The sequence below is a fragment of the Streptomyces sp. ISL-87 genome (assembly GCF_018614095.1).
Taxonomy (GTDB): domain Bacteria; phylum Actinomycetota; class Actinomycetes; order Streptomycetales; family Streptomycetaceae; genus Streptomyces.
The window spans coordinates 68,857-87,456 of sequence record NZ_JAGGOY010000022.1; the positions used below are offsets into that span (position 1 = coordinate 68,857).

An 18,600-nucleotide genomic window follows, 5' to 3' on the forward strand; every position below is an offset into this window, starting at 1 on the left:
AAGCCGGTCGAGGAAAACCCTCCGTTGGATCCGCACAGTCTCGGACGCGTTCCGCTGTGTGGGCCGGACAGAACCATTGAACGATGCACGGAGTCCACCAGCGGCAGCCGTGGACCTTTGTTGAGTTTCCACAAAATCGTGGAATGAGCCCCAGATGTTGAAATTTGAACGGAATAGGTCTAGCGTCGTTCTCGTTGAACGTTCAACAAGAACGGTCAGCACCCTACCGAGGAGGAAGCCATGGGCCTCTTCACCCGCCGCAGCCAGGACAACACCGCAGTCGCCACCCTCGACGCCCCCGACGTGAACCCGGCCCTGGCCGCGCTCACCGGCGACTACGTCATCGACTCCGCGCACAGCAGCATCGGCTTCACCGTCCGCCATGCGATGGTGACCAACGTCCGCGGCGCCTTCGCCGACCACGAGGGCACCCTGTACCTGGACGGCAACGACCCGTCTCGCTCCACCGCCGCGATCGACGTGAAGATCTCCTCCGTCGAGACCGGTATCGCCGACCGCGACGGCCACCTGCGCGGCGGAGACTTCTTCGACGCCGAGGTCTTCCCGCTGATGAGCTTCCGCTCCACCGAGGCGGCCACGCTGGGCGGCGACAGCTACCGCATCACGGGCGACCTGACGATCAAGGACGTCACGCGTCCGCTCTCCATCGACCTGGAGTTCAACGGCTCCGCCACCGACGTCTACGGCAACGAGCGCGTGGGCTTCGAGGGTGCCACGGAGATCCTGCGCTCCGACTGGGGTCTGACCTGGAACGCCGCGCTTGAGGCGGGCGGCGTGATGGTCAGCGACAAGGTGAAGCTGACGTTCGACATCTCGGCCATCAAGCAGGCCTGACCTGGCGCGGCCAGACGCGGCCAGACGCGGCCAGACGCGGCCAGACCTGGCCAGACTGGCGCAGGCCAGGACATACGGGGACAGGCGGCCCGGGGGCGGTGTCCGGGCGGTCGGCCTAGGTCGTGTCTTTTGGATCAGGCCGGATCAGCTCGCGGCGTCTGGCGCCGTGCATCGCAAGGCCGAGGAGGGAGCCATTGCGGAGCACTGGCGACCGACGAGAACGCCGCGAGGCGCGGCGCCAGGCGTCGCGGGCCCGGCATGATCCAAAAGACACGGCCTAGAAGCCGCCCCCGCCGTCGAACCCGCCGCCGCCGTCGAAGCCCCCACCGCCGCCGAAGTCCCCGCCGCCGAAGTCGGACGGGTTGAAGTCGGCTCCCGACACGTCCCCGCCGTCGAAGCCGTTCCCGCCGCCGAAGTCGGAGGCGTAGGCGGGGCTGGACATCATCGAACCGAGCATCGTGCCCATCAGCAGGCCGGGCAGGATGCCGCCGCCGAAGTAGCCGCCGGCCCAGGGGCCGTACGCCGGGCCGGCGTCGTAGTACGGGCGCGGCCCGCGCTCGGTGTCGACGGTGCGGACCGCCGGGTCCAGGCCGTCGCGCAGCCGTACGGCGTCCGCCGCGCAGACCGGGACGGTACGGGCGGCCCCGCCGGCCGGGGCCCAGGGCGCGTCCTCGGTGCTCGGCCCGTGCCGGGGGTCGAAGAAGCAGGGGGACCGGCGCTCCGGGAGCGGCTTGCCCTGGCGGCGGGCATCGAGTGAGGCCAGCGCAAACCGCCCGTCCTCCAGGGCCTGTGTCACCCCCTTGACCTCCTCCGGGTACTGCACGGAGGCCATGATCTGCTTGGCCCTCTCGTAGGAGTCCAGGCCCTGCTCGTAATCCTTCCGCATGGCGTCGTCGGCGCCGGGCTCGCCTGGGTGGAAGTCCAGCCGGTCGAGCTCCTCGCCGAAGGCGGTGATGTCCTCGTCCACGACCACGCGGAGGCGCTCGATGGCCTCGCGTCGCGTCTCTTCCTTCCTGGCGCGGTTGCGGCGCACCAGTGCGTACGCGCCACCGCCGCCGACGGCGGCCACCACGCCGAGAGTGATCAGCCCGCCGACCGGGGCGCCGTTGTCGTCGCCGGTGCTGCCCCAGGAGGCCGGGGCGCCGCCCTTGGCCTGGGCCAGGGCCTGGTCGACGAAGCTGTTGAGCTGGGTACCCGCGTCCACCGGCCCGCCCGCCTTCACGGCGTCGGTGAGATTGCGTACGGCGTTGGCCGGCATGACCGCCCTGTCGGCTCCGGCGTCGAAGCCGTCGCCGAGCCGGATCGCGTAGAGCCCGGTGATGCCGGTCTCGGTACGGACCGTGCGCAGCACGCTGGCCGCGGGGAACTCACTGGTGGCCGGCAGCACGGCGACGAACACCGGCTTCCCGGCATCCTTGATCTTCTGGGCGAGCGCGTCCGCCTCACCCTTGGGCAGCTGCGCCTCGGCCCGGGGGTCGACGTAGACCGGCCCCTGCTTGAGGGCCTCCGCCACGGCGGCGGGCCCGGTGGCGGCCGACGCCTGTGGGGCGCCCACGAGGGCTGTCGCGGACAGGGCCAGCAGCAGACCGGCCAGCAACCGCCCGGAAAGTACGGATATAAGCCTGGTCCTCATACTCCCGACGCTACCGGAACCGGGACATTCCTGTGTGAGCCGAACATAAGGACCTTGACCGCGGGGCCCGACACGGCAGACCTCGCCCGGCTGGAGCCCGGCGAGGTCTGGTCCGACGACCGCGAGCTACTCGGCCGGCTCCACGCCCGCGTGGAGGAGGCCGTAGGTGAAGGCGTCCTCCAGGGCCTGCCAGGAGGCGGCGATCACGTTCGGGGCGACGCCGACCGTGGACCAGTCGCGGGTGCCGTCCGTCGTGGAGATCAGGACGCGGGTCGTGGACTCCGTGCCGTGCTTGCCCTCCAGGATGCGGACCTTGTAGTCGACCAGCTCGAACTTGGCCAGCTGGGGGTAGAAGCGTTCGAGGGCGACGCGCAGGGCCCGGTCCAGCGCGTTGACCGGGCCGTTGCCCTCCGCCGTGGCGACGATCCGCTCGCCCTTGGCCCACAGCTTGACCGTGGCCTCGTTGGCGTGGGTGCCGTCCGGGCGGTCCTCGACGATCGCGCGCCAGGACTCCGTACGGAAGTACTTGCGCGCGCGGCCCTCGACCTCCGCGCGGAGCAGCAGCTCGAAGGAGGCGTCGGCGGCTTCGTAGGTGTAGCCCGCCAGCTCCCGCTCCTTGACCCGCTCGACCACCCGGGAGACCAGCGCGCGGTCGCCGCCGAGCTCGACGCCGAGCTCCTTGCCCTTGAGCTCGATGGAGGCGCGGCCGGCCATGTCGGAGACCAGCATCCGCATGGTGTTGCCGACCCGCTCGGGGTCGATGTGCTGGTACAGGTCCGGGTCGACCTTGATGGCGGAGGCGTGCAGGCCGGCCTTGTGCGCGAAGGCGGAGACGCCGACGTAGGGCTGGTGCGTGGAGGGGGTGAGGTTGACGACCTCGGCGATGGCGTGGGAGATCCGGGTCATCTCGGCGAGCGCGCCCTCCGGGAGGACCTGGCGCCCGTACTTGATCTCCAGCGCGGCGACGACCGGGAAGAGGTTGGCGTTGCCGACCCGCTCGCCGTAGCCGTTCGCGGTGCACTGGACGTGCGTGGCGCCCGCGTCGACCGCGGCCAGGGTGTTGGCCACCGCGCAGCCGGTGTCGTCCTGGGCATGGATGCCGAGGCGCGCGCCCGTGTCGGCGAGGACGGTCGCGACGACCGCGGTGACCTGCGCGGGCAGCATGCCGCCGTTGGTGTCGCAGAGGATGACGACGTCGGCGCCGGCCTCGTGGGCGGCGCGTACGACGGACTTCGCGTACTCGGCGTTGGCCCGGTAGCCGTCGAAGAAGTGCTCGCAGTCGACGAAGACCCGGCGGCCCTGTCCGACCAGGTAGGAGACGGTGTCCCGGACCATCTCCAGGTTCTCGTCCAGCGTGGTGCGCAGCGCCAGCTCGACATGGCGGTCGTGCGACTTGGCCACCAGCGTGATCACCGGAGCGCCCGATTCCAGCAGCGCCCGCACCTGCGGGTCCTCGGCGGCCGAGCCGCCGGCCCGCCGGGTCGCGCCGAAGGCGACCAGCTTGGCGTGCTTGAAGTCGATCTCGGCCTGCGCGCGGGAGAAGAACTCGGTGTCGCGGGGGTTGGCGCCCGGCCAGCCGCCCTCGATGAAGCCCACCCCGAAGTCGTCCAGGTGCCGGGCGATCGTCAGCTTGTCCGCGACGGTGAGGTTGATGCCCTCACGCTGGGCGCCGTCGCGCAGGGTGGTGTCGAAGACGTGGAAGCTGTCGTCGAGGACCGCTACTGCCCCTGTCGCCTCTGGTGTCGTCGTCATGCTGATCTGACTCCTGTCGGATGAGTGGTTCCGGATTCCCGGGATCCACTGCCCCCATCATCGCGCGCAGCCTGCTCCCGGCCTGGATGGTGCCGGAAAACGAAAAAACCTCTCGCGGGTGCGAGAGGTCTGCGCGCGGGTCTGGGGCACTGTGGCCGCCTCCGCGAAGTTCGTTCACGGTTCAGCGGTCACTGCGGACCGGCGCGCTGCTGTCCATAATCATGAGCTGAGCAGGCACGCCCGCAGTGTGGCACAGCCGTCCGCGTGCATGGACACGCGTCTCACGATACGAGCGCCTCGTCAAAGAATTCCGAGACGTGGGCCAGGATGTCGTCCCGCCCGATCCCGGGCAGGCCCACGGCGACCTGGATGCTGAACCCGTCGAGCAGGGCCCGCAGCCGGGCGCCGAAGCGGTCGGGGTCCACGGCCCGGAACTCCCCGCGCGAGATGCCCGCGGCGAGCAGCGCCACCAGGTCGCGGTGCCAGGCGCCCTCGATGGCCGCCTGGCGGTCGCGTTCCTTCTGGCCCGCGTTCTGCGAGCGGTTCCAGACCTCCAGCCACAGGGTCCAGTGCGGGTCCCGGGGGCCGTCGGGCACGTACAGGTCGACGTACGCCTGGAGGCGCTCGCGCGCCGTCCCGCTGCGGGACAGCAGCGCCCGCCGCTCGGCGCCGAGGGCCGCCTCGCTCCACTCCAGGGTCTGGAGCAGCAGCTCGTCCTTGCTGCCGAAGTAATAGAGGAGGTGGCCGCTGCTCATGCCGACCTGGCGGCCCAGGCCGGCCATGGTCAGGCCGTCCAGGCCGCGCTCGGCGATCGTGGCCATGGCGGCGACGAGTACGTCCTCGCGCGGCGGGGCGTTCTTCCGAGCCGCGCGTACTCCACCCGCCACCATGGGCCACTCCTTTTACATGAGGTCAGCCGTGGGTCAGACCTTCGGCTGCTGCTGGGTGATGCAGTGGATACCGCCACCCCCGGCGAAAATCGTACGTGCGTCAACCAGTGTCACGGTCCGCTCGGGGAACAGTCCACGGAACATCTCCGCCGCTTTCTCGTCGCGCGGGTCGTCGAAGGAACAGAGCACGACGCCGCCGTTGCACTGGTAGTGGTTGATGTAGGAGTAGTCGACCCACTCACCATCCTCCTCCAGGACGGTCGGCGCCGGGATCTCCACGACCTCCAGCTGCCGGCCCCGGGCGTCGGTGGACGCGCGCAGGATGGCGGCGATGGTCTTGCAGCGCTCGTGGTCCGGGTGGGCGGGGTCGGGCTGGGTGTGGACCATGACCACGCCGGGGCGGGCGAAGGCGGCGACGATGTCCACGTGGCCCTGGGTGCCGTAGGTGCCGTAGTCGCCGGCCAGGCCGTACGGCAGCCAGATCGCCTTGGTCGTGCCGAGGTGGGCGTGGATCTCGGCCTCGACCTGCTGGCGGGTCCAGCCGGGGTTGCGGCCCTCACCCAGCTGCACGGTGTCGGTGAGGAGCACGGTGCCCTCGCCGTCGACGTGGATGGCGCCGCCCTCGTTGACCAGCGGGGTGCTGTACGTACGGGTGCCGACCAGGTCCGAGATGTGCCGGGCGATCTTCGCGTCGTGGTCCCAGCGGGCCCACTCCTGGGCGCCCCAGCCGTTGAAGGTCCAGTCCACGGCCGCCAGCTCGCCGGCGTCGTTGGTGACGAAGGTCGGGCCGATGTCGCGCATCCAGGCGTCGTCGAGCTCCTGCTCGACCAGGTCGACGTCGTCGCCGACGATGGCGCGGGCGCTCTCGGCGTCACCCGGGGAGACGATGAGGGTGACGGGCTCGTACGTGCGGACCGCGCGCGCGACGGCGCCCCAGGCCTCGCGGGCCTCGGCGAGCTCCTGCTCGTTGGTGAAGGTCGGGTTGGGGCTGGGCCAGGCCATCCAGGTGCGCTCGTGGGGCGTCCACTCGGCGGGCATCCGGAATCCGTCGGTTGCGGGCTTCGTCATGGCAAAGGTCCTTAAAGGAAGTACAGGCGGTTGAGGGAGACCGAATCGGCCGCTTCGGAGCGCAGCGGGTCACCGTCGAGGGTGACGAGCCCACTGCGCGCGTCCACATCGACCGCGCCCACCCGGGAGTTCAGGAGGAGGTTCCCCGGGCCGATGCCGCGGGTGCCGCGGACGGCGACCCGGCGCCGGCGGGTCGGCATCTCGTCGCTGCCGAGGGCTGCCGCCGCGGCGGAGACGAAGGCGACGGAGATGTCGGCGGCCGTGGCCCCGTACGAGCCGAACTGCGGGCCGAGGACCAGCGGTTCGCAGGTGTCGGTGGCGGCGTTGGGGTCGCCGGTGACCCCGTAGGCCGGGAAGCCGGACTTGAGGACCAGCTGCGGCTTGGCGCCGAAGAACTGGGGGCGCCACAGCACGATGTCGGCGAGCTTGCCGACCTCGATGGAGCCGATCTCGTGGGCCAGACCGTGGGCGATGGCCGGGTTGATGGTCAGCTTGGCCATGTAGCGCAGGACGCGGGCGTTGTCGTCGCCCTCACCGTCGCCGGCCAGCGGACCCAGCTCGCCCTTCATCTTGGCGGCCATGGCGAAGGTGCGGCGGATGGTCTCGCCCGCGCGGCCCATGCCCTGGGCGTCGGAGGAGGTGATGCCGATCGCGCCCAGGTCGTGCAGCACGTCCTCGGCGCCCATCGTCCCGGCGCGGATCCGGTCGCGGGCCATGGCGGCGTCGCCGGGGAGGTCCGGCTTGAGGTCGTGGACGGAGACGATCATGCCGTAGTGCTCGGCGACCGCGTCCCGGCCGAAGGGCAGGGTGGGGTTGGTGGAGGAGCCGATGACGTTCGGCACGCCCGCCATCTTGAGCACGTTGGGGACGTGCCCGCCGCCGCAGCCCTCGATGTGGAAGGCGTGGATGGTGCGGCCGTCCAGGACGCGCAGGGTGTCCTCGACGGAGAGGCACTCGTTGAGGCCGTCGCTGTGCAGGGCGACCTGTACGTCGTACTCCTCGGCCACGCGCAGGGCGGTGTCCAGGGCGCGGGTGTGGGCGCCCATGTCCTCGTGGACCTTGAAGCCGCTCGCGCCGCCTTCGGCCAGGGCCTCGACCAGCGGGGCGGCGTCCGAGGAGGAGCCGCGGGCGAGGAAGCCGATGTTGACGGGCCAGGCGTCGAAGGCGTTGAAGGCGTGCCGCAGCGCCCACGGGGAGTTGACGCCGACGCCCCAGACCGGGCCGAACTCCTGGCCGATGACCGTGGTGACGCCCGCGGCGAGCGAGGCCTCCATGATCCGCGGGGAGAGCAGGTGGACGTGGGTGTCGACGGCGCCGGCGGTGGCGATCAGGCCCTCGCCGGAGACGATCGACGTACCGGTGCCGACCACGACGTCCACCCCGTCGAGGGTGTCCGGGTTGCCGGCCCGGCCGATCGCGTGGATACGGCCCTCGCGGATGCCGATGGAGACCTTCCGGATGCCGAGGACGGCGTCGATGACCAGAACGTTGCTGATCACGACGTCGCAGGTCTCGCGGACGGCTGCGGCCTTCAGGTGCAGGCCGTCGCGGGCGGTCTTGCCGAAGCCGGCCAGGAACTCGTCGCCGGGCTGCTGGGCGTCGTGCTCGACCCGGACGGTCAGCCCGGAGTCGCCGAGCCGGACCCGGTCCCCGGCGCGGGGGCCGAAGACGGAGGCGTACTCGTGCGGGTCGATGTGCCGGCTGCCCGGCGCGCAGTGGTCGCTGTGGGGGGTCTGCCTGCTCACGCCTTGTCTCCGTCCGTGCCGCCGGCGGGCTCGCTGATCCCCGTACCCAGGTAGCCGCAGGCGGCGGCTCGGGCCAGGGCCTCCTCCTTGGCGCCCGGGGCGTCCAGGGGGCCGTCCACCAGGCCGGCGAAGCCGACGGCGATCCGGTCGCCGCCGATCGGGACCAGCCCGACCTCGCCCTCGCCGTGCGGGTCGAACCGTACGGACGAGCCCGCCGGGACGCACAGCCGCATCCCGTAGGCCGCGGCGCGGTCGAAGTCGAGGCGGGGGTTCGCCTCGAAGAAGTGGAAGTGGGAGGTGACGCTCACCGGCACGGACGCGGTGTTGCGCACGCGCAGGTGCAGGGCCGGCTCCGGCTGGGGGGCGCCGGGGCCGGGCAGGACCGCGCCCGGGGCGTCGTCGCCCAGGCCGACCGCTCCACGGATCGGGGACGAGACCACCGCCAGGCGGGATCCGTCGTCGAAGACGGCCTCCACGTGGACCTCGGCGACCACGTCGGCCACGCCGGGCAGGACATCGTCCGGGCCCAGCACGCTCCGGGCCTCCTCGATGGCCTCCGCCAGCCGCTTGCCGTCGCGTGCGGCCTCACAGACCGTGTCCGCGATCAGCGCGGTGGCCTCCGGGACATTGAGCCTGAGGCCCCGGGCCCGCCGGGCCCTGGCCAGTTCCGCAGCGCTGCGCAGCAGCAGCCGGTCGCGCTCCGTAGGGGTCAGCCGCACGCCGATCCACCACCTTTTGAGTCGATGGGTTAGAGCATCACTCTAACTCTTCATTTCTCTGCAATGAAGCATTGACCTGGGACCAGGGCTTAGGTCACATTGAGTGTCGCTCAAACAAATGCGAACCACCCCCCGCCCTGCCAAGGGAGTTCCCCCCATGCCCATCGAACAGCGCGGAGTCGACACCATCCCCGAAGAGGAGCGGACGAGCGGTCCCCGTGACTTGATCTCGATCCTCCTCGGCTCCAATCTCTGCCTCGGCGTGATCGTGTTCGGCTGGCTGCCCCCGTCCTTCGGACTGGGTCTGTGGCCTTCCGTCACCGCCATCGTGACCGGAACCCTCGTCGGTATCGCCTTCACCGCGCCGCTGGCGCTGGTCTCCCTGCGCACCGCGACCAACCTCTCCACTTCCAGTGGTGCCCAGTTCGGCGTCCGCGGCCGGCTGGTCGGGTCCGTAGTCGGCCTGCTCCTCGCCCTCGGCTACACCGCGCTGACGCTGTGGATCGGCGGCGACGTCATGGTCGGCACCCTGTCCCGGCTCGTCGGGCTGCCGGACACCGGCTTCACGCACGCCGCGATGTACGGCGTACTCGCCGCCTGTACCGTCGTCGGGGCCGTATTCGGCTACCGGCTGCTGCTCCGCATGAGCAAGGTCCTGTCCATCGGCATGGTGGCCCTGCTGGCCGTCGGCATCTACGCCTACGCCCCCGACTTCACCACCGCCGCGCCGCCGGACACCGCGTACCTGCTCGGCTCCTTCTGGCCGACCTGGATACTCGCCGCCGTCGCCGCGGGCCTCAGCGGTCCGGTCGCCTTCATCACCCTGCTCGGCGACTACACCCGCTACATCTCCCCCCTCAAGCACAGCTCCCGCAAGGTCTACTGGGCCACCGGCTTCGGCCTGCTCATCGGCCTGCTGATCCCGCAGCTGTTCGGCACCTACACCGCGCTCGCCGCCAAGGCCGGCGCCGACTACGCCGGACCGCTCGTCGACGCCGCGCCGTTCTGGTACCTGGTCCCGCTGCTCGCCGCCGCCGCGGCCGGCTCGGTGGGCAACGCCGGGCTGATGCTCTACTCCATGGGCCTCGACCTCGACGCCATCGTGCCCAAGGCCACCCGGACCAAGGCCACCGTGATCGCCGCGGCCGTCGCCACCGCGTTCGTCTTCTTCGGCTCCTTCGAGTGGGACGTGCAGTCCGCGATGACCTCGTTCGTCCTGCTGCTGACCGCGATCGGCACCCCCTGGGCCGTGATCACCCTGATCGGGTACGTCCGCTGCCGCGGGCAGTACGACGCCGACGCGCTTCAGGTCTTCAACCGCCGCTCGGTGGGCGGGATCTACTGGTACCGCGCCGGCTGGAACGTACAGGCCACCGTCTCCTGGGTGATCGGCGCCGGCGTCGGCCTGCTCGCCGTGACCACCCCGTTCTACGAGGGCCCGCTGCTCGCCCTGACCGGCGGCGTGGACTGCTCCTTCGTCCTCTCCGGCCTGGCCGGCGGCCTGGTGTACCTGGCGCTGACCTTCCGGACCGCGAACGCGTCCGAACCCGCCGGGACGGCCGCGCCGGCCGCGGTCGCGGTCGGGGTCGCCGCCGACTGACGGCGGCGCTCGTCGCCATGGCGCGGGCCCCGGGGAGAACGTCTCCCCGGGGCCCGCGCCCTGTCGCAGGCTGCCGTCAGCCGCCCGGGCACTTCTGAGCGGTGGCCGCCTCGCTGACCGACTGGTCGAGCTTCTGGATCTTCGGCTGGAGCTGGGTCAGCGCGTCCTTGCCGGTGTCCGGCGCCGGATCGGCTGGCGCGTTCAAACTCGCACGGCGGTACGCACCCCCGCATCTGCGCCGAGGCGGACTTCGCACGCCCGCACGAGGCGAAGCCGGGGCCGGAAAGCCCACAGGCCCCTGCCGCGCGGTGCGGCAGGGGCCTGTGGAAGGGCAGCGCCCCGGGGTTCGCCCGTACAGGTGGAACTGTCGGGCGCGCTCCTAGCCCAGCGGGTGCATCCAGCCGTGGGCGTCGGCGGCGTGGCCGGTCTGGAGGTCAAGGAGCGCCTTGCGGAGCTTCATGGTGACCTCGCCGGGCTCGCCGTTGCCCTGGGTCCAGTTGGCGCCCTCGGACTTGACGGTGCCGACCGGGGTGATGACGGCGGCGGTGCCGCAGGCGAACACCTCGGTGAGGGTGCCGTTCTCGGTGTCGCGCTTCCAGTCCTCGGTGGTGATCCGGCCCTCCTCGGCGGTGTAGCCGAGGTCGCGGGCGATGGTGAGGAGGGAGTCGCGGGTGATGCCGGGGAGGAGCGAGCCGGTGAGCTCGGGGGTGACGATGCGGTCGCCGTACACGAAGTACAGGTTCATGCCGCCCATCTCCTCGATCCAGCGGTGCTCGACGGCGTCGAGCCAGACCACCTGGTCGCAGCCGTGCGAGGCGGCCTGGGCCTGGGCCACGAGGGAGGCCGCGTAGTTGCCGCCGGTCTTGGCCGCGCCGGTGCCGCCCTTGACCGCGCGGACGTAGTCCTCGGAGAGCCAGACGGAGACGGGCTTGACGCCGCCGGGGAAGTACGCGCCGGCGGGCGAGGCGATGACGATGAAGAGGAACTCGTTGGCCGGACGGACGCCCAGGCCGACCTCGGTGGCGAACATGAACGGACGCAGGTAGAGGGAGGCCTCGCCGGAGTCCGGCACCCAGGCGCGGTCCTGCTTGATCAGCGCGTCGCAGGCCTCGATGAAGAGCTCGGCCGGCAGCTCGGGCATGGCCATGCGGCGGGCGGAGGACTGGAAGCGCTCGGCGTTGGCCTGCGGGCGGAAGGTGGCCACGGTGCCGTCGGGCTGGCGGTACGCCTTGAGGCCCTCGAAGATCGTCTGCGCGTAGTGCAGGGTCATGTTCGCCGGGTCGATCGACATCGGCGCGTACGGGACCAGCTCGGCGTCGTGCCAGCCGCGCCCCTCGGTCCACTTGATGGTCACCATGTGATCGGTGAAGTGGCGGCCGAAGCCGGGGCTGGCCAGGATCGCCTCGCGCTCCGCGTCGGACAGGGGGTTCGAGGAGGGCTTCAGCTCGATCGTGGGCGTCGTCATGAGTGCTTGTCCTTCACCGGTTGTGTATGGCGGACCGCGCTCACGGCGTACTAGGACGTCCGAGCTTCCCCGCATTCCGCGGCCTCGCGTTCGATTATCGCGCGCGGGGCACCTTCGGTGAAACGGGGGGATAGCGGCCCAGGGGAGATGGTGGCACCCGGAGCCGCACAGGAAAAGCCGCCGGGTGCGATGGTCGCATGACCCGGCGGCTTCCTGAGGTGGAGCTGCCGGGTCAGCCGGCTACTCGCGCGGCGAGGGCGTCGCCGATCGCGTCGGTGGAGCGGAAGGTGCCGTCGCGCTCGGCCAGGTCGGCGGCGACCGCGTCCTCGATGCGGACGGCCTGGGCCTCGTAGCCCAGGTGGCGCAGCAGGAGGGCGACCGAGAGGATCGTCGCGGTCGGGTCGGCCTTGCCGGTGCCCGCGATGTCCGGGGCCGAGCCGTGGACGGGCTCGAACATGGACGGGAAGCTGCCGGTCGGGTTGATGTTCCCGGAGGCGGCGAGGCCGATTCCGCCGGTCACGGCGGCGGCCAGGTCGGTGAGGATGTCACCGAAGAGGTTGTCCGTGACGATGACGTCGAAGCGCTCGGGCTGGGTGACGAAGAAGATGGTCGCGGCGTCGACGTGCAGGTAGTCGGTGGTGACCTCGGGGTACTCCTGGCCGACCTTGTCGAAGATGTTCTTCCACATGTGGCCCGCGTACACGAGGACGTTGTTCTTGTGAACCAGCGTCAGCTTCTTGCGCGGGCGGGCGTTGGCCCGCTCGTACGCGTCGCGGACGACACGCTCGACGCCGTACGCCGTGTTGATGCTGACCTCGGTGGCCACCTCGGCGGGCGTACCGGTGCGCAGGCTGCCGCCGTTGCCGGTGTACGGGCCTTCGGTGCCCTCACGGACCACGACGAAGTCGATCTCCGGGCGGCCGGCGAGCGGGGTGGCCGTGTTCGGGAAGAGCTTCGAGGGGCGCAGGTTGATGAAGTGGTCGAAGGCGAAGCGGAGCTTCAGCAGCAGGCCACGCTCAAGGACGCCCGACGGGACCGAGGGGTCGCCGATGGCGCCCAGCAGGATCGCGTCGTGATGCTTGAGGGATTCGAGCTCCGCGTCCGGGAGGGTCTCACCGGTGCGGTGCCAGCGCTGGGCGCCGAGGTCGTATTCCTTGGTCTCCAGCTTCACATCCTGGGGCAGGACCGCGGTAAGGACCTTGAGTCCCTGAGCCACGACTTCCTGGCCGATGCCATCACCGGGGATCACTGCGAGATTGATGCTGGTCGACATGTCGGAACCGTACTCCCTGTCCCAGCCCTCAGACATATTGCGTCCATCATCTGGACGCAATATGTCGTCCTGAGGGGCCTGCAGCCCGTCAGTGGCCCGTCGAGCCGCCGTTGTCGCGGCGATCCAGGGCGCGCTGGAGGGCGGCGGCGGCGTTCTTGCGGTCGGCGTCGGCCGTGGAGGAGTGGCGGACGCGGCGAACAGCGGTGATTGCGGTCATGGTGATCGACTCCTTGAGATCACGGCGTGGCGGAGCCACGGATGAGGGGTTTCTTCAAGGCGCCGGAAGAGGCGGGGAGCGATGCGCCGCAGGGGTTGCCTGCCAAAGGGCGCGCGCTCTCGACCGCCATTCGCTGGATCAGCGAGACGTTCGGCTTCTACAAAGCTAGGGCAGCTCGCGCTGTATGTCTCCGCAATTACTCGGACTTCCTAGTATCTGAGACGGGAACCGCTCGAGTGGATCTCCCCGGCGGCCCCGTCTTCGCTCCGTTTTCAGCTCCTGTCGGAGCGAAGTTCCCTGATCAGAGCCCTGACGGCGAGAGTTGCAGCAGATTCCGGGGTGGTGACGTATCCCACGCGCCTCAGAGGCCTCCGTGGGCCCAGATCGGTGATCTCAACGGCGTCCGTGGCCTCGCGGAGCGACAGCTCGGGCAGGATCGCCATGCCGAGTCCCCGGCCGACCATGGTGAGCACCATCGCGTCGTCCTCCGCCTTGACCGTGGCCCGCGGGATCCAGTCCTGGGCCCGCCACCAGTCGCGGGTGTACGAGCCGCAGTTCTCGTCCCAGTCCAGCAGGGGCAGCGACTTCGGGTCCGGGTGCCCGGCCGGGTGGACCAGGGCGTACGCCTCCTCCGCGAGCACCCCGGTGAGCAGGCCGGCCGGGCCGCCCTGGGCGCCCCGCGCGCCCTGCCCTTCGGGGGCACCCGCGTTCAGCGTCGCGATGCCGAGGTCGGCGCGGCCGGCCACCACCTCCCCGGCGGCGCCGGCGCCGAGCTCGCGCACCACCCGTACCTCAGGGCGGATTCCGGGGTGCCGGGCGGTGAGCCGCTCCAGGGCGGGCGGCAGCAGATGCAGGGCCGCGCTCCGGAAGGCGGCGATGCGCAGGGTTCCTCCGACGACCTCGACCGAACCGCCGGCCGCGCCCCGGGCCTCCGCGCGCAGGGCCTCGTAGAGCCGCAGGATCCGGCGGGCGTGCCCGACGGCCCGCTCCCCCGCCGGAGTGGGCGAGGCGCCGCCGCGCCCGCGCTCGAAGAGCACCGCCCCGACCTTGGCCTCGCTGCCGCGGACAGAGTGCGAGACGGCCGACTGGGTGAGGCCGAGTGCGGCCGCGGCGGCGGAGAAACCGCCGGACTCGGCGACGGCGACCAGGACACGGAGTTCCTGAGGCAGCAGATCGGCCTGGGCGGGGCTGGCCACGGGGGCTCTCACCTCGTTCTATGAGCGGTGTTCATGGATGGGCGGCTTCCATGAGCGGAACCCCCTGCCCGGGCCGGTGATTCCTTCCTAGCGTGCCGCCCATGACCACGAACACCACTGCCTACGCCGTCCACCAGATCGCCCGCCCCACCGGCTTCCCGGACGCGGCCCATTTCGCCTACGTCGAGACCCCGGTCCCCTCCCCCGCCCCGGGCACCGCACTTGTGGAGAACCTCCTGTTGTCCGTGGACCCGTACCACCGCGGACTGATGGACGGCGGCGAGGGCGGCTTCGAGCTGAACACCCCATTGGAGGGACGCTCGGTGGGCCTAGTGGTCGCCTCCCGCGACCCGGGGCTGCGCGAGGGCGACCTCGTCTACCACCGCGAGGGCTGGCGCACGCACGCGCTCGTCACCCTCGGCGTGGCCGGCACGCGCAAGCTGCGCGGGTACGAGGGCGTGCCGCTGGAGGCGTACCTCAGCATCCTGGGCGGCACCGGCCTGACGGCGTACGCCGCCCTGACCCGGACCGCGGCCCTGCGCGAGGGCGAGGACCTGTTCGTCTCCGCCGCGGCGGGCGGGGTCGGCACCGCGACCGGCCACATCGCCCGGCTGCTCGGCGCCCGCCGGATCACCGGCAGCGCGGGCTCGGCCGCGAAGGTCCGCCACCTCACGGAGCGGCTCGGCTTCGACGCGGCCTTCGACTACCACGACGGGCCGGTCGGCGAGCAGCTGGCCGAGGCCGCCCCGGACGGCATCGACGTCTACGTGGACAACGTCGGCGGGGACCACCTGGAGGGCGCGATCGACGTACTGCGCGAGTACGGACGGATCGCATGGGTCGGCGGGATCTCGATGTACAACGGCGACCGCTCGCCGGCCGCACCCCGCAATCTCTTCGAGGTCGTACACAAGTCGCTGCGCCTGGAAGGGGTATTGGTTCGCAATCACACCAATCTTCAGGAGGAGTTGGAGGACTTCCTCGTCCCGCATCTGCGCAGTGGTCGCGTGAGTACCGACACGACCGTTGTGCAGGGATTTGACCGGACGGTGGAGGCCTTCCTAGGGGTGCTCCGGGGGGACAATCTGGGCAAGATGCTCGTCCGCGTCGACAGCTGATTCCAGCCACCCGGATGTTCACCGACTTCTTACCGCACGGATGTAGACCTTTGGACCGGCTCCCGTCACTCTTGCGGTCAACGTGCCAGCGGGGCACTGGAGTTGGAGGCGAGTAGCCAGTGACACCGATCAGCCGCAGAGGATTCGTGGGAATCGGCGCCGGGCTGATGGCGGGAACGGCCCTGCCCGCGGTCGCGCCGGCGACGGCGGCCGCGGCTGCCGCGGCCGCCGCGACCGGCACGATCACCGATGTGAAGCACGTGGTGATCCTGATGCAGGAGAACCGCAGAATGCGGGGCGCTCGGCTCCGGCCTCCGGGCGGCTCTGGGCTCCGGGCTCCGGGCGGCTCCGGGCTCCGGGCTCCGGACTCCGGGCTCCGGACTCCGGACTAGAGCACGTCCCCGGTGCGCCAGTCGAAGTCGAGCCGCCCGGCGGCGGGTTCGGGCAGGGCCCCGCCGTCCGGCACCCACAGGTACGTGGACCCCTCCTCTTCGGCCAGCCGCCGGGGCCCGTCCGGCCCGAGCACCCCGATCCGCCCGGCCCACACCTGCCAGCCCCGCCCCGCGTACAGCGCGGCGCCCGCCTCCGAGGCCGACAGCGCGCCCAGCACGTACGCCCGCGCGATGATCCGTTCCAGCTCGGCCATGACGGCCCCGCCGAGCCCCCGCCCACGCCGGTCGCCCCGTACCGCGACCCCCTCCACGTACCCGGTCCGCAGCGCCTGCCCCCGGTGCGCGACCCGCCGCTGCACCACACTCCCGTGCGCGACGAGCTCACCGCCCTCCCGCACCAGCACGTGCATCCCGCCCAGCGCGTGGTCGAAGTCCTCGTCGGAGAAGTCCCCGTCGAAGGCGCCGTCGAGCAGCGTCCGGATCTCGCCGAGCTCCCCGGCGGTCAGGTCCGAGGTGTGCCGTACAAGGGTCCCGCTCATGCCTGCTCCAGCCATGCGGTGTACCAGCCGCGGAAGTCGGGGGCCTGGGGCACGAAGCCACCCCAGTCCGGGTCGAGCCCCCACACCTCCCCGGCGTACGGCCCGTTCAGGACCAGCCGGGAGAACATCCCGCAACCCTGCTCGGCGAGGGTCAGCGTGCCCCGGGTCCACTCCTCGGCCTCCACCGGCCCGAGCGGTCCCGGCCGGGGCCCGCTCAGCGGGAACGGCGCGGCGAGCCGTCCCGGGCGCCGGTCGTCCTCCCACTCTCCGTCAACGGCCCAGTCGTCACCGGCCTCGGGCCTCGGCGTGGTGAGGGGGAGCAGCCCGTGGTGCGGACCGGCGGGCCCGTTCCCCACGCCGACGACGAACGCCCGGTACGCCCCGGGCAGCCGGATCCCGTGCGCGCTCTCGAACCCCCGCACCTCCGCCTCCCCCAGCGGCGCCCCCATGGCATAGCGATGCGTCTCGGCCCCGGACCGCGTCAGCCCCGGGTCGCTCTCCCCCAAGCCCCGCACCCGCGCCCGTACGGCTACGCCGTCCCACATCTCCACCCCCGGACCGTATCAACGCCCCTGAAGCCGCCCGCCCAGCCGCTCCAGCGCGTCCGCGTCGAGCCCAGCGGCGCGCAGGTACGGCCCGGCCTCCAGCCAGGCGGCGGTTTCGCGGGACAGGTCGTGGACGGTCGTGCCGAGCCCGTCGACGTACTCCTCGATCTCCGCGGCGTCGTACGGGCGGCCCTGCGCGGAAGGCATCGCCCGTACCCGGGGCTCGCTCAGCCCGTGGTCAGCGGCGATCTCCTCGGGCGTCGCCCCGGCCAGCCGCAGCAGGACGAGCGCGATGATCCCGGTGCGGTCGCGGCCGAGGCCGCAGTGGAAGGCCACCCCGCCCGGCGGGGCTTCGGCGATCGCTCGGGCCACGGCCGCCACCCGGTCGGGGAAGCGCTCCAGGAACGGCCGGAAATAGGCGGGGGTTCCGAAACCCGGAGTGCCCCACCACACGTCCCAGAAATCCCGGTGCTCGATCCCGTCGAGCGGTATCCGCACGGTGGTGAGGCCGGCCGGGCGGGCCGCGCGGTCCACCCGGACCTCGTCGTCATTGCGCAGGTCGACGACGGTCCGCACCCCGTGCGCGGCCAGGCTGGTCCAGCCGTGCGCGGTGAGCGCGTCGAGCCCGTCGGCCCGGACGGCCGCACCCGGCACGACCCGCCCCAGGCCCCCCAGCTCGCGCACGTTGAAACAGCCGTCCCACTCAAGGAATCGACCGGCGGTCGCCATACCCATAGCCCCCCTGTCAGTACACATCGGACAAGGCATGACGACGCGACCCTGGCGACGAACGGTTCCCCCGCGTGAAAATCTGTCCATGTCGCCTGAGACCACTCCCGGGACCACGCCCGAAACCAAGAAGTGGACCCCCACCCACGGTGAGCCGTACCACCCCGTCGCCTACCGGCCGGAGCGGATGCCGCGCCCCGAATCCCTCGTCCGCTCCGCGGAGTTACGGGCCCGCATGGGCGAGCGGCGCACCGTACGCCACTTCTCCCCCGACCCCGTGCCCGAGCAGGTCATCCGGGACGCGATCGCGTGCGCCGCGACCGCGCCGTCCGGGGCGCACCAGCAGCCGTGGACCTTCGTCCTGGTCAAGGATCCCGCGATCCGGCAGCAGATCCGCGCCGCCGCCGAGCAGGAGGAGGAGCTCTCCTACGACGGCCGCCTCGGCGACGAGTGGCTCGCGGCCCTGCGCCCCATCGGCACGGACGCCGTGAAGACCCACCTGACGGACGCCCCGGCGCTCTTCGTGGTCTTCCAGCAGCGCTACTGGCTCGGCCCGGACGGCACGAAGCGCAAGCACTACTACGTCGACGAGTCGGTCGGCATCTCGGTCGGCATGTTCCTCTCCGCCCTCCACCTCAGCGGCCTGGCCGCCCTGATCCACACCCCGAGCCCGATGCGCTTCCTGGGCCACGTCCTGAACCGCCCGGAGAACGAGAAGGCCTTCGCGGTGATCCCGATCGGCTACCCCGCCGACGACTGCGAGGTCCCCGACCTCCTCCGCAAGTCCCTGGACCAGGTCCTGGTCGAGGTCTGAGGGGGACCTCGTGCACCCGCCCCGTGCCCCCGCCCCGTCCACCCGCACCC

At 71.5% G+C, this 18,600-nt stretch carries 18 protein-coding genes; 4 read left to right on the forward strand and 14 right to left on the reverse strand.

Annotation, left to right across the window (positions count from 1 at the left end; all coding sequences use genetic code 11):
* The first annotated feature begins 240 nt into the window (after nt 1–240).
* On the forward strand, nt 241–855 hold the full coding sequence (locus J7I97_RS08305) for a YceI family protein (RefSeq protein ID WP_214932258.1): 615 nt from the start codon (nt 241–243) through the stop codon (nt 853–855).
* A gap of 277 nt (nt 856–1,132) precedes the next feature.
* Here J7I97_RS08305 and J7I97_RS08310 read toward each other — a convergent pair whose 3' ends face one another.
* The 6 genes from J7I97_RS08310 to ureA form a co-directional block, all read right to left on the reverse strand.
* Nucleotides 1,133–2,488 (reverse strand): hypothetical protein, encoded by a 1,356-nt coding sequence (locus J7I97_RS08310; RefSeq protein WP_214932266.1) that lies wholly within the window; start codon nt 2,486–2,488, stop codon nt 1,133–1,135.
* A gap of 126 nt (nt 2,489–2,614) precedes the next feature.
* Nucleotides 2,615–4,240 (reverse strand): citramalate synthase, encoded by a 1,626-nt coding sequence (gene cimA / locus J7I97_RS08315; protein ID WP_214932268.1) that lies wholly within the window; start codon nt 4,238–4,240, stop codon nt 2,615–2,617.
* 281 nt (nt 4,241–4,521) lie between these two features.
* Complete coding sequence (locus J7I97_RS08320; protein WP_214932270.1) at nt 4,522–5,130, reverse strand: TetR/AcrR family transcriptional regulator; 609 nt, start codon at nt 5,128–5,130, stop codon at nt 4,522–4,524.
* A gap of 33 nt (nt 5,131–5,163) precedes the next feature.
* Nucleotides 5,164–6,198, reverse strand: a complete 1,035-nt coding sequence (locus J7I97_RS08325; RefSeq protein ID WP_214932272.1) for an agmatine/peptidylarginine deiminase — start codon at nt 6,196–6,198, stop codon at nt 5,164–5,166.
* A gap of 11 nt (nt 6,199–6,209) precedes the next feature.
* Nucleotides 6,210–7,892: an urease subunit alpha gene (locus J7I97_RS08330; RefSeq protein WP_214932362.1), complete on the reverse strand. Its 1,683-nt coding sequence runs from the start codon at nt 7,890–7,892 to the stop codon at nt 6,210–6,212.
* Nucleotides 7,893–7,939: 47 nt separating this feature from the next.
* A complete protein-coding gene (gene ureA / locus J7I97_RS08335) occupies nt 7,940–8,662 on the reverse strand; it encodes an urease subunit gamma (protein WP_214932274.1) in 723 nt (240 codons plus the stop codon).
* Between the two features lie 157 nt (nt 8,663–8,819).
* On the opposite strand from ureA, the gene J7I97_RS08340 reads away from it, so the two are divergent.
* A complete protein-coding gene (locus J7I97_RS08340) occupies nt 8,820–10,262 on the forward strand; it encodes a cytosine permease (protein WP_214932276.1) in 1,443 nt (480 codons plus the stop codon).
* A 76-nt stretch (nt 10,263–10,338) separates the two neighbouring features.
* On the opposite strand, the gene J7I97_RS39485 is transcribed toward J7I97_RS08340, so the two are convergent.
* The 5 genes from J7I97_RS39485 to J7I97_RS08355 form a co-directional block, all read right to left on the reverse strand.
* Nucleotides 10,339–10,467, reverse strand: a complete 129-nt coding sequence (locus J7I97_RS39485; protein ID WP_285441024.1) for a hypothetical protein — start codon at nt 10,465–10,467, stop codon at nt 10,339–10,341.
* A 174-nt stretch (nt 10,468–10,641) separates the two neighbouring features.
* Nucleotides 10,642–11,727, reverse strand: coding sequence for a branched-chain amino acid aminotransferase (locus J7I97_RS08345; protein ID WP_214932278.1), 1,086 nt, complete (start codon nt 11,725–11,727; stop codon nt 10,642–10,644).
* A 232-nt stretch (nt 11,728–11,959) separates the two neighbouring features.
* Nucleotides 11,960–13,000 (reverse strand): 3-isopropylmalate dehydrogenase, encoded by a 1,041-nt coding sequence (locus J7I97_RS08350; protein WP_214932280.1) that lies wholly within the window; start codon nt 12,998–13,000, stop codon nt 11,960–11,962.
* An 88-nt stretch (nt 13,001–13,088) separates the two neighbouring features.
* Nucleotides 13,089–13,217, reverse strand: a complete 129-nt coding sequence (locus J7I97_RS39490) for a hypothetical protein (protein WP_285441022.1) — start codon at nt 13,215–13,217, stop codon at nt 13,089–13,091.
* A gap of 272 nt (nt 13,218–13,489) precedes the next feature.
* The gene (locus J7I97_RS08355; RefSeq protein ID WP_308369170.1) at nt 13,490–14,413 is read right to left on the reverse strand and encodes a LysR family transcriptional regulator; all 924 of its coding nucleotides are present in this window, start codon (nt 14,411–14,413) and stop codon (nt 13,490–13,492) included.
* 101 nt (nt 14,414–14,514) lie between these two features.
* Here J7I97_RS08355 and J7I97_RS08360 point away from each other — a divergent pair, with 101 nt between their 5' ends.
* Nucleotides 14,515–15,531: an NADP-dependent oxidoreductase gene (locus J7I97_RS08360; RefSeq protein ID WP_214932283.1), complete on the forward strand. Its 1,017-nt coding sequence runs from the start codon at nt 14,515–14,517 to the stop codon at nt 15,529–15,531.
* 388 nt (nt 15,532–15,919) lie between these two features.
* Here J7I97_RS08360 and J7I97_RS08365 read toward each other — a convergent pair whose 3' ends face one another.
* From J7I97_RS08365 to J7I97_RS08375, 3 genes are read right to left on the reverse strand one after another with little or no spacing between them, the layout of a single operon-like run.
* Entirely contained in the window at nt 15,920–16,462 is a 543-nt protein-coding gene (locus J7I97_RS08365; protein WP_214932284.1) for a GNAT family N-acetyltransferase, read from the reverse strand.
* On the reverse strand, nt 16,459–17,007 hold the full coding sequence (locus J7I97_RS08370) for an SMI1/KNR4 family protein (RefSeq protein ID WP_214932368.1): 549 nt from the start codon (nt 17,005–17,007) through the stop codon (nt 16,459–16,461). Before J7I97_RS08370 ends, J7I97_RS08365 begins: the two co-directional genes overlap by 4 nt.
* An 18-nt stretch (nt 17,008–17,025) precedes the next feature.
* A complete protein-coding gene (locus tag J7I97_RS08375; RefSeq protein WP_251058589.1) occupies nt 17,026–17,736 on the reverse strand; it encodes a tyrosine-protein phosphatase in 711 nt (236 codons plus the stop codon).
* An 88-nt stretch (nt 17,737–17,824) separates the two neighbouring features.
* Between J7I97_RS08375 and J7I97_RS08380 the strand changes: the two genes are divergently transcribed.
* A complete protein-coding gene (locus tag J7I97_RS08380; protein WP_214932288.1) occupies nt 17,825–18,550 on the forward strand; it encodes a nitroreductase family protein in 726 nt (241 codons plus the stop codon).
* The last annotated feature ends 50 nt before the right edge of the window (nt 18,551–18,600 follow it).

Excerpts from the sequence above, each read along its gene's own strand:
- J7I97_RS08350 (WP_214932280.1), bottom strand. The coding sequence starts at position 13,000 with ATGTCGACCAGCATCAATCTCGCAGTGATCCCCGGTGATGGCATCGGC.
- J7I97_RS08345 (WP_214932278.1), bottom strand. The coding sequence starts at position 11,727 with ATGACGACGCCCACGATCGAGCTGAAGCCCTCCTCGAACCCCCTGTCC.
- cimA (WP_214932268.1), bottom strand. The coding sequence starts at position 4,240 with ATGACGACGACACCAGAGGCGACAGGGGCAGTAGCGGTCCTCGACGAC.
- J7I97_RS08380 (WP_214932288.1), top strand. The coding sequence starts at position 17,825 with ATGTCGCCTGAGACCACTCCCGGGACCACGCCCGAAACCAAGAAGTGG.
- J7I97_RS08305 (WP_214932258.1), top strand. The coding sequence starts at position 241 with ATGGGCCTCTTCACCCGCCGCAGCCAGGACAACACCGCAGTCGCCACC.
- J7I97_RS08340 (WP_214932276.1), top strand. The coding sequence starts at position 8,820 with ATGCCCATCGAACAGCGCGGAGTCGACACCATCCCCGAAGAGGAGCGG.
- J7I97_RS08325 (WP_214932272.1), bottom strand. The coding sequence starts at position 6,198 with ATGACGAAGCCCGCAACCGACGGATTCCGGATGCCCGCCGAGTGGACG.
- J7I97_RS39490 (WP_285441022.1), bottom strand. The coding sequence starts at position 13,217 with ATGACCGCAATCACCGCTGTTCGCCGCGTCCGCCACTCCTCCACGGCC.
- J7I97_RS08370 (WP_214932368.1), bottom strand. The coding sequence starts at position 17,007 with ATGTGGGACGGCGTAGCCGTACGGGCGCGGGTGCGGGGCTTGGGGGAG.
- J7I97_RS08375 (WP_251058589.1), bottom strand. The coding sequence starts at position 17,736 with ATGGCGACCGCCGGTCGATTCCTTGAGTGGGACGGCTGTTTCAACGTG.
- J7I97_RS08365 (WP_214932284.1), bottom strand. The coding sequence starts at position 16,462 with ATGAGCGGGACCCTTGTACGGCACACCTCGGACCTGACCGCCGGGGAG.
- J7I97_RS08320 (WP_214932270.1), bottom strand. The coding sequence starts at position 5,130 with ATGGTGGCGGGTGGAGTACGCGCGGCTCGGAAGAACGCCCCGCCGCGC.
- J7I97_RS08360 (WP_214932283.1), top strand. The coding sequence starts at position 14,515 with ATGACCACGAACACCACTGCCTACGCCGTCCACCAGATCGCCCGCCCC.
- J7I97_RS08310 (WP_214932266.1), bottom strand. The coding sequence starts at position 2,488 with ATGAGGACCAGGCTTATATCCGTACTTTCCGGGCGGTTGCTGGCCGGT.